This window comes from Sedimentitalea sp. XS_ASV28 (assembly GCF_041224545.1).
Classification (GTDB): Bacteria; Pseudomonadota; Alphaproteobacteria; order Rhodobacterales; family Rhodobacteraceae; genus Sedimentitalea.
This window is the reverse complement of sequence record NZ_JBGFGP010000166.1, coordinates 363,955-373,405: the sequence shown is the minus strand read 5'-3', so window position 1 is coordinate 373,405 and position 9,451 is coordinate 363,955. Positions and strand designations below refer to the sequence as shown.

At 60.1% G+C, this 9,451-nt stretch carries 8 protein-coding genes and 1 pseudogene; 6 read left to right on the top strand and 3 right to left on the bottom strand.

Annotated features, from left to right (window positions below; all coding sequences use genetic code 11):
• Positions 1-213: 213 nt before the first annotated feature.
• The 6 genes and pseudogenes from AB9K34_RS20905 to AB9K34_RS20880 all read left to right on the top strand — a co-directional run bounded on the left by AB9K34_RS20905 (position 214) and on the right by AB9K34_RS20880 (position 5,389).
• Positions 214-429: a hypothetical protein gene (locus AB9K34_RS20905; RefSeq protein WP_369956492.1), complete on the top strand. Its 216-nt coding sequence runs from the start codon at positions 214-216 to the stop codon at positions 427-429.
• A 65-nt stretch (positions 430-494) separates the two neighbouring features.
• Complete coding sequence (locus tag AB9K34_RS20900; protein WP_369956491.1) at positions 495-1,316, top strand: ABC transporter permease; 822 nt, start codon at positions 495-497, stop codon at positions 1,314-1,316.
• Positions 1,317-1,484: 168 nt separating this feature from the next.
• Positions 1,485-2,105: an ABC transporter permease gene (locus AB9K34_RS20895; RefSeq protein ID WP_369956489.1), complete on the top strand. Its 621-nt coding sequence runs from the start codon at positions 1,485-1,487 to the stop codon at positions 2,103-2,105.
• Between the two features lie 21 nt (positions 2,106-2,126).
• Positions 2,127-2,909: an enoyl-CoA hydratase/isomerase family protein gene (locus tag AB9K34_RS20890; protein WP_369956488.1), complete on the top strand. Its 783-nt coding sequence runs from the start codon at positions 2,127-2,129 to the stop codon at positions 2,907-2,909.
• Positions 2,906-4,540 (top strand): class I adenylate-forming enzyme family protein, encoded by a 1,635-nt coding sequence (locus tag AB9K34_RS20885; protein WP_369956487.1) that lies wholly within the window; start codon positions 2,906-2,908, stop codon positions 4,538-4,540. Before AB9K34_RS20890 ends, AB9K34_RS20885 begins: the two co-directional genes overlap by 4 nt.
• Before the next feature lie 109 nt (positions 4,541-4,649).
• Positions 4,650-5,389: pseudogene (locus AB9K34_RS20880) on the top strand (IS6 family transposase).
• A gap of 238 nt (positions 5,390-5,627) precedes the next feature.
• Here the strand turns inward: AB9K34_RS20880 and AB9K34_RS20875 are convergent.
• The 3 genes from AB9K34_RS20875 to AB9K34_RS20865 all read right to left on the bottom strand — a co-directional run bounded on the left by AB9K34_RS20875 (position 5,628) and on the right by AB9K34_RS20865 (position 9,435).
• Positions 5,628-5,795, bottom strand: coding sequence for a hypothetical protein (locus AB9K34_RS20875; RefSeq protein WP_369956485.1), 168 nt, complete (start codon positions 5,793-5,795; stop codon positions 5,628-5,630).
• Between the two features lie 69 nt (positions 5,796-5,864).
• On the bottom strand, positions 5,865-6,431 hold the full coding sequence (locus tag AB9K34_RS20870; RefSeq protein WP_369956484.1) for a sarcosine oxidase subunit gamma: 567 nt from the start codon (positions 6,429-6,431) through the stop codon (positions 5,865-5,867).
• Positions 6,424-9,435 carry a sarcosine oxidase subunit alpha family protein gene (locus AB9K34_RS20865; RefSeq protein WP_369956482.1) on the bottom strand — a complete coding sequence of 1,004 codons (3,012 nt, stop codon included), beginning with the start codon at positions 9,433-9,435 and terminating at the stop codon, positions 6,424-6,426. The genes AB9K34_RS20870 and AB9K34_RS20865 overlap by 8 nt, the downstream gene beginning before the upstream one ends.
• Between the last annotated feature and the right edge of the window lie 16 nt (positions 9,436-9,451).

Sequence of the window (9,451 nt, the reverse complement as noted above, 5' to 3'; positions counted from 1 at the left end):
CCGTCGGCATGCCCGCCTCTTGCTCCTTGATCATCCCGATAATCTGCGCCTCGGTAAAACGGCTCTTTCGCATTCGTCTGCTCCTTCAAGGTTGGGCAGACTCTACATCATGATGAGGGATTTCGCGGGGGGCAGGTCAGCATCAAGGCGTCTTACGTCGCTATAATCAAGGGATCGGAAAACGTCGAAGCCGGCCAAAAGTATAGCAGTTACATGATAACCAATGCCGAGCGCGCAGTGCAGTTCGCTTCGATGGTTCCTTATCCGGGTCTGGTGAAAGGGATCTATGACCACCTCCCGGAAGAAAAAGGCGCCTCGATGCCGACCCATCCCGACAACGTTGCTAACCAGTTCGTCACCGACGCCGTGTTCTGGGGCAAAAATATTGGACCGCTGAAAGAGCGCTGGGAAGACTGGATTCTCGAATAATCCGACTATCCCCGGCTCAATGCATTGCCGTTGAGACCCATCCACCCCCAAAAGAGGCGAGAGCGATGAGCAAGCGTCTGACCCTTCTGCCCGGCATTATTCTGATCGGGATGCTGTTCCTGATCCCCGTCGGGATCGTGTTTCAGCAGGGATTGTTCGATCCTGCCTTCACGACCGAGCATTTCAACCGTTTTGTCACCCGTGGCGCCTATATGCGGATTTTCTGGAATACGCTTCAGGTTTCGGCGGTTGTTGCTTTCGCGTGTCTTTTGATCGGCTATCCGATTGCCTATTTCATCGTGCGCCAACCGGTTGGGCGCCGCCCGTTCCTGATGTTTCTGGTGCTGGTGCCGATGTGGATGTCGATCCTGGCGCGCACCTATGCCTGGATGGTTGTTCTGGGCAAGGAAGGCATCATCAACCAGACGCTTCTGGCGCTTGGCTTCATCGATGAACCGATCAAGATGCTTTTCACCACGGGCGCCGTTTACGTCGGGATGGTGCAGATCATGCTGCCGGTGCTGATCGTGACCTGTTTCTCATCGATGACCGAGATTGACCAATCCCTGCTGCGCGCGGCCCGCATCATGGGGGCCAGCCCGCGAAAAGCCTTTCGCGAGGTTTTCCTGCCCTTGTCCGCCGAAGGTGCCATTACCGGCACACTGATCGTATTTATCCTGTCGATGGGTTTCTTCATCGTTCCGGCGCTGATCGGCGGTCGCAGAGATGCCATGATGGCAAACGTGATTTCTGGCCAGGTTGGCCAGACAAACTGGGGATTTGCGGCGGCAATCTCTATCGTGCTGCTCGTTGCGACGCTGGTGATCCTGACCGTTGTGCGCGGGGCGTCGGCCAAGTTGGCGCACCAACATAAGGAGGCCCACTGATGCGTGATCGCAACCTCCTTCTGCCCGTCTTCTACCTGCTGATCGTGATCTTCCTGTTCTTCCCGATCCTGATCTTGTGCCGATTTCCTTCTCGAACGGGCGTTTCCTGAGCTTCCCACCGGAAGAATTCGGCCTGCGCTGGTATCGCGCCTATTTCACCGATCCGGTTTGGATGTCGGCCACCTTCCGGTCCCTGCGCGTGGCATTGGGGCAAGTATTCTGGCGACCTTCGTAGGCACGCTTTCGGTCGTCGGTCTTGGCCGCCGCCGGACCCGAACAAGCGGTGCTCTGACTGCCATCTTCATCGCCCCTTCCATCGTGCCCAATGTCATCGTGGCATTGGGCGTGTTCATCTTTGCCATCCGCCTTGGCGTCAATGACAATGAACTGACCCTGATCTGCGCCCATGCGGCTATCGGCCTGCCCTTCGTGGTCCTGATGGTCGGCTCCGCCTATCGCCAGATCGATCTGACACTGGAACGCGCCGGGCGGATCATGGGGGCTGGCCCCGTACGCGCCTTCATGACGGCCACCTTGCCGCCATTGACCCCGGCCATCGTCGCCGCCGGTGTATTTGCCTTCTTCGTCAGCTTTGACGAGTTGATCATCTCGCTCTTCCTGATGTCGAGCGCTGAAACCCTGCCTATGCGGATCTGGAACGATCTGCGCTTTGAAATCAATCCGACCATCGCCGCCGTCAGCGTTTTCTTCGTTGTGGTGACAACCCTTGCCATGACCGGGGCAGAACTGTTGCGGCGACGTGCGGACAAGACCAATTCGGGCCACTAGCCCCAAGACCGGAGAGAAAAAATGATCCGTTACGAAAAGTCCCGCCATATCGCCAGGATCACATTCGACAGCCCACCACTGAACGTGTTGAACCCAGACATGCACAAGCAATTGTTCGAGATCCTGACCGAGTTCACCGCGGACCGCGACATTCGTTGCGGCATCCTGACCGGTGCCGGGGACCGGGCGTTCAGCGCAGGTGACGATATAAAGACCAAGCGCCCCGAACGCACCCCCCTGGAGAAGGTCGAGCGCCACCTGAACCCTTCGCGGTCTTATGACACCCACGAATACCCCGGCTGGGAACACGAAATCCTGACGATGCCGCGTTACAAGCCGATCATCGGCGCCGTAAACGGTTATTGCTTCGGTCAGGGGTTCATCTACCTGAATGCGCTGACCGACATCCGCTATGCCTCCGCGAACGCGGTTCTGGGTATGCCCGAAATCGCCTACGGCATGGGGGGCGCTGCGGCTGCGATCGGCATGGGCAAGGCGCTGAACCACGTGGCGGTCATGGAACTGGTGCTTTTGGGGGAAAAGATCAACGCCGATAAGGCGATGCGCCTTGGGCTTCTGAATGACGTAGTGGAACCGGACAAGCTGATGGAAACCGCGCAGGCCGCGGCGGAAAAGATCGCGTCGCATCCGCCGCTGGGCATTCGTGTCGAGATGGAAAGCTATCAACGCAGCCTCGACATGAGCCGCGCTGACGGCATGGCGCTGGCGGGACACATGTATCATCTGGCGCGCTCGGTCCAATCGACAACCCCACCCCTCGCCAAGAAGGACGCGGCGGAATGAGCAAACATCCAGGTCAAATCGAGGTCGACGCGCTTGGTGTCAAAATTGCTGCCAAGGGATTTCCCGAAAGCCTGCCTGCCTTTTGTGCCGCACAGGCCGAGAAGTACGGCGACGCCATCGCACTGGATTATTTCCAGGACGGCGCGCAAATCAGTTACAACGCTCTGCACCGCAGGTCGAACCGCATTGCCGCGAGCCTTCTGGAGCGTGGTTATCGCAAAGGGGCCCATATCGCGGTGATGCTGCCCAATAGCCCGGCCTCGGTTCTCGTCTGGTTTGCAATTATGAAGATCGGCGCGGTGCTGGTCCCGGTGAACACTGCTTACGGTGGCAGAGAGCTGGACTATATCCTGAACCAATCCGATGCGCAGGGTTTGATCATCGGCGATCAGTACCTGTCTGCTTTCGAAGACATGAAACAACGTCCGGACCTGCTGGACACGCCGATGACCGTGATCGCGAGCGATCTGGGCGATCTGGAAGCGGGCGGTGAATTGGCCGAGTTTGACCCCGGTTATCCTGTCCGTGCCGACGATATTGCCAACCTGCAATACACATCCGGCACCACAGGTTTTCCAAAGGGCTGCATGCTGACCCAGGACTACTGGATCGTACTCAGCCACTCGATAGCCGAAGTGCACAACCACTATGGCAATCGCAACCTATTCTTTTGGGCACCGTTTTTCTATATGGACGGGCAGTGGTCTTTCCTGTCGGCCATGGCAATTGGCGGCAAGGCGATCATCGCCTCGAAAATGAGCCTGACGAACTTCCTGACCTGGATTCGCGAAAACGACGCGCACTACTGCGTGCTGCCGCAACCCCTAATGAAAAAGGTGCCACCCTCCCCCGACGATGCAACGCTTCCGCTGAAATATGTGCATGCTTTCGGCTGGCGACCCTCAGCGCGGGTCGAGGCCGAGGAACGCTTCAATCTCGTGGCGCGCGACAGTTTCGGCATGACCGAAGTTGGCCCCGCGATCATCTGCCCTCAGGACAGCCGCGAAAAACTGCAACGTAATACCTGTGGTCTTGCAGCGCCGTATCGCGAAACCCGCGTGGTGGACGCAGATGGCAACGAATGTGAGCCCGGCGAGCCGGGAGAGCTGCAAATCCGTGGCCGCTCGATCATGCTGGGCTACTATAAACGTCCGGATGCCAACACCGAGTATTTTGACGGCGACTGGTTCCGCTCGGGAGACCTGTTCGTCAAGGACGAAGACGGCTATCACCGCATCGTTGGACGCCTGAAAGAAATGATCAAGCGCGCCGGCGAAAACATCTCGGCAAATGAGGTCGAAGCCGCCATGTGTGAAGCGCCGCTGATTGCCGAGGCCGCGGTAGTTGCAGTCAAGGATGAAATACGCAGCGAAGAAGTCATGGTGCTTTTGAAACTAACGGATGGTACCGCGCCAGCAGACATGCCGCCCGAGGCAGTGAAGGCGCATTCGGAACGTCTCGCCGCCTTCAAGCGTCCGCGTTACGTAGCCTATGTCGACGAATTTCCGCGAACCGCCAGCAACAAAATTGCCAAGACACAGATCACCTTGGCGCATGTGTCCGAACCGATCTTTGATTGCCAGAACATGCGTGAACTGGAAGCTGATGAAACCGCCGCTCTGTTGAAATAGACGTGCCGGAAAAAGTGCAGGGTTAAAAGAAATCCAAACCAGAATGGAAAATGGCACTGAACGGCTTTGTCAGTTTGCAGACCGCCCGACCTCCGGATAGCGAAGGGTCCTGCTGAATCTATGCGATCTGTCCCGCATCAAGGGCTTCCGATTTCCGCGCGCCGTGATCGACTACGCGGTCTGGGCCTGTCATCGGTTCGCTCTCAGTCTGCGGGATGTCGAAGATCTGCTTGCCTCACGTGGGATTCGGGTTTCCTACGAGACCGTGCGGGACTGGGTCGCGCGCTTTGGCGGGCAGTTCGCCGCCCGGATCCGTCGCGAGCGTCCCGGCCCGGCGGACAAATGGCATCTCGACGCGGTCGTGATCTCGATCAAGGGCAAGAAGCACTGGCTCTGGCGGGCGGTCGACGCCAATGGCCCCTCTCGGCAGATCGCTTCGCGATCGCCTGCCGGGCAATGGATGTGCTGGATATCCTGGTTCAGTCGCGTCGGAACACGAGCGCAGCCAAACGCTTCTTTCGAAAGCTGTTTCGGCGAGGGGGCCAGCCGCGCGCGCTGGTCACCGACAAGCTCGGCTCTTATGCCGCAGCCAAAGCCGGGATCGAATATCGCCAGCACAATGGGTTGAACAATCGGGCCGAAGCCTCGCATCGGCACACCCGGCGACGAGAGAAGATCATGGAGCGCTTCAAGTCTGCGAGCCAGGCGCAATTGTTCCTCTCTGCCCACGATCAGATCGCCACCTTGTCCCGGCCGAAATGCCATCGCCTCTCCGCCCGGTCATACCGCCATGCGAGGTCTGACGCGTTCAGCCTTTGGACCGACTATGCCGCAGATCTGGCCGCCTGAAAACCGTGTTGGCGGATCGTAGCACTCAGGGTCAGGCAACCTGACAAAGCCTCCGAAACTTAAGGCGCGTGAAGGCCCTTTTGTTTTCTGAGAATTCAAAAAGGGCAACAAGTGTCCTTTCTGCCGGAGCGGATATTGGTCCGCGCAGTTCAGATGCAGCTTTGTCCGCAGCCTGTGAATTGCCGGCTTCAAAAATTCTGCGCGGTTCACAAACGGCCGAAATCGCCGCCGCACCGCATCATACCATCTCGTGCTTGTGCAGGATATTTGCCGCTGCGTGCGCGCGCGGCATGACACCAAAATGACCGCCATGGGCTCCATTTTTACCTTCGCTGTCTGCCGCATGAACGTCCGTTTTCTGGATGTGGGTGAGATGTCTTATGCAAAAGCCGGATTTGTCTGGCATTTGACATCCCCGATTCATGCTCCTTCCGGGCAACTGATGCCCAGTCGCATCACAACCCGCGACCTATGGTCAGAATGCGCCAACCTCGCTGCCCGGCTGAGAGGCCACTTTCAGAAGACCGTACACATATTCCGCCACAGACCGGAAACAGATGATATGAAAGGTCTCGTCGTCGCTCATCCAGAGCGCGGCGGGAACCTGCGCCATTCGGGTGCGCCGGAACATCCCCGGCGTGAAGGCATCCGGTGAGAAATCGACCGGGCACAACTTCGCCATGACGTCACGCGCGGCAGGACCGCTCACACGAAACAGCGCCCGCGCATCCGACACGTTGACCACCAGCGAATGGGTGCCTTTCAGCCGCTGCTGCATCTTTTCGACATGTGCATCGGCGTCTTCATGCGGACACAGGACCAGCAGCTCATCCGGCGACATCCAGCACAGCCCCCCCTTCCGGTCGCCGGATATGCGCCCGACCTCGGGCACCGCGAACCCCGCCACGTCTTTGATCACCGATCCGACCGCCCCGGCGGACAGGTCACCGCGCAGGGTGATCATCCCCTGGAGCCCGTCTTCCCTGACCGCGGCGATGCCATCATGGCTGGCGTTGTGCATGGCGCTGACCGGTTCAGACATTCTGCTTCTCCCCGTCCCTGTCATAGAAAACCGGATCGACGATCCTGGCGGTATAGGTCTTGCCGTCCGTACAGGGGAATGTGATCTCTTCGCCCATCCGGTCCGGCCCGTGCAGAACCAGCCCCATCGCGATCCCGCGATCGAGCGTCGGCGAGTAATAGGTGGACGTCACCCGGCCCTGAGTCACCCTTTGACCGTTGGCATTCACCCCCTCGCCCACCGCATAGGCCCCGTCGGGCAGCACGCATCCATCGGTGGTTTCCAGCCCGACCAGTTTCCAGCGGTCCGGGTCGACCATGTGGCTGCGCGCCTGCGCGCGTTTGCCAAGATAGTCTTCCTTCTTCTTGGAAATCGCCCAGTCCATCCCAAGGTCCTGCGGAATGACCGTGCCGTCGGTTTCATCCCCGATCATGATAAATCCCTTTTCGGCGCGCATCACATGCAACGCCTCGGTGCCATAGGGCATGATGCCAAACTCTTCGCCCGCCGAGATCAGCATCTCCCAGAAGGCCAAGCCTTGCGAAGCGGGAACGGCGATTTCATAGCTCAGCTCGCCCGAGAACGAAATCCGGTACACGCGGACATCAAACCCGCCAATCCGTCCATCCGCCCAGGCCATGAACGGCAACGCCTCCGCGCTCAGGTCCATGCCCCCGATCTTGTCCAGCAGCTTGCGCGCCATCGGTCCGACAACACCGATCTGGGCATATTGCTCGGTGACATTTGCCACGTAAACCTGCCAGTCCCACCATTCGGTCTGAAGCCATTCCTCCATGTGGGCGTGGATATGCTCGGCACCGCCGGTGGTTGTATGGCACAGGAACGTGTCTTCGTCGATGCGCGCGACCACGCCGTCATCCATGAGAAAGCCGTTCTCGTTGCACATCAGGCCATAGCGACACCGCCCCGGTTTGAGGCTCGACATCATGTTGGTATAGAGCATGTCGAGAAAACGCCCGGCATCCGGCCCCTTGACGATCAGCTTGCCAAGCGTGGATGCATCCAGAAGCCCAACCGCCGCGCGGGTGTTCCTGACCTCGCGGATCACCGCATCATGCGCAGTTTCGGACCCGCGCAGAAACGCATAGGGCCGCCGCCATTGGCCCACCGGCTCCCAGTCGGCCCCGTGTGCATCGTGCCAGTCATGCATCGGTGTGCGGCGGATCGGCTGAAACACCTCGTCGCGCGCCTCGCCCGCAATCGCCCCCATCGAAATCGGCGTGTAGGGCGGGCGGAACGTGGTCGTTCCCGTCGCCGGAATGGGTTGGCCCAGCGCATCAGAAAGGATCGCAAGGCCGTTGATATTGCTCAATTTCCCCTGATCCGTCGCCATGCCGAGTGTAGTATAGCGCTTGGTATGCTCGACGCTTTCGAACCCCTCGCGCGCCGCCAGCTGTACATCCGACACCTTTACGTCATTCTGAAAATCCAGCCACGATTTCGAGCGCACACCCACATCTGCCTGCTGCGGCATCAACCAGACGGCCTCGAGCGGCCGTTCGGACGCCGCCTCACCGACGGGCGCCCTGGTGTTGCGTCGCTTGAACCCGGCAGCCTTGGCCGCAGCTTTGCCCGCCTCTGTCGCATCGGCCAGCGTATCGCCCAATGCCAGTGCGCCGTTCGATGCTCCGGCGGCCCGGACAAAACCGCTGCCATCCGCACCCAGCGGCGGGTGCTCCGGGTCCGGCCGGAAATGCGCCTGTGCCTCGTCCCACAGCAGCTTGCCGCCACAATGCGACCAGAGGTGAACCACCGGCGACCAGCCGCCCGACATGGCGACGGCATCGCATTTCACCGCTTCCAGAGCGCCGCCGACGCCATCCTGCGCACATATCTGTACCGTTTGCACCCGTTTGCCGCCACCAACCTTTGCAATCGCGCGGCCCGGATCGACGCGAATGCCAAGCGCGCGCGCGTCGTCCATCAGCGCGCCGCCCCCGGCACTGCGGGCATCCAGCACCCGCAACACGTTCACGCCCGCGTTCCTGAGGCAGATGGCCGTGCGATAGCCGTCGTCGTTGTTGGTGGCGACAACAATACGCTCGCCCGGTGATACGGCGTAATCGACCACGTAATCGCGCATCGCCGAGGCCAGCATGACGCCCGGGATGTCATTGCCCGCAAAGCTCAGCGGGCGTTCGATGGCGCCCGTCGCGGTGACGATCTGTTTCGCCCGGATGCGCCAGAGCCGATGCCGTGGCCCCTGCGCGTAGGGCAGGTGATCCGTCAGCCGCTCATACCCCAGAACGTAACCATGATCGTATACACCCGCGCCCATGCAGCGCGTACGCAGGGTGACGTTCGGCATCTGCCTGAGCGCGGAAACCGTTTCGTCGATGAACTGCGCCACAGGGCTGCCATCGACCGTACCGCCATCGACCGGTGACCGCCCGCCCCAATGCGCGGTCTGTTCGAGAACCAGAACCCTGGCACCGGCCTCGGCCGCATGGCGTGCCGCCAGCAGGCCTGCAACACCGCCGCCAATGACCAGCACGTCGGTAAAGGCGTGGAAATGTTCATAGGTATCCGCATCCCGCTCGGTGGGGGCCTGACCCAGTCCGGCCGATTGGCGGATGAAAGGTTCGTAAACGCTTTTCCAAAAGGCGCGCGGATACATGAACATCTTGTAATAGAAACCCGCCGGCAACAGCCGGGACAGATGCGTGTTGATGCCCCCTATGTCGAAGTCCAGCGATGGCCAGTGGTTCTGGCTGCGCGCGGTCAGCCCGTCGAACAGCTCTGTGGTGGTGGCGCGCTGATTGGGTTCGAACCGCTTGCCCTCCCCCATGTTCACAAGCGCGTTCGGCTCTTCCGCACCCGAGGCCACGATGCCGCGCGGACGGTGGTATTTGAACGACCTGCCAACCATCATCTGGTCATTGGCCAGCAGGGCCGAGGCCAGCGTATCTCCCGGATGACCGGCCAGCGGCTTGCCGTTAAAGGAAAACCCGATGCGCCTTGAGCGGTCGATCAGGCGGCCCCCGGTGCTCAGTCTCTTGCTCATTGTCGCACCTCGATTG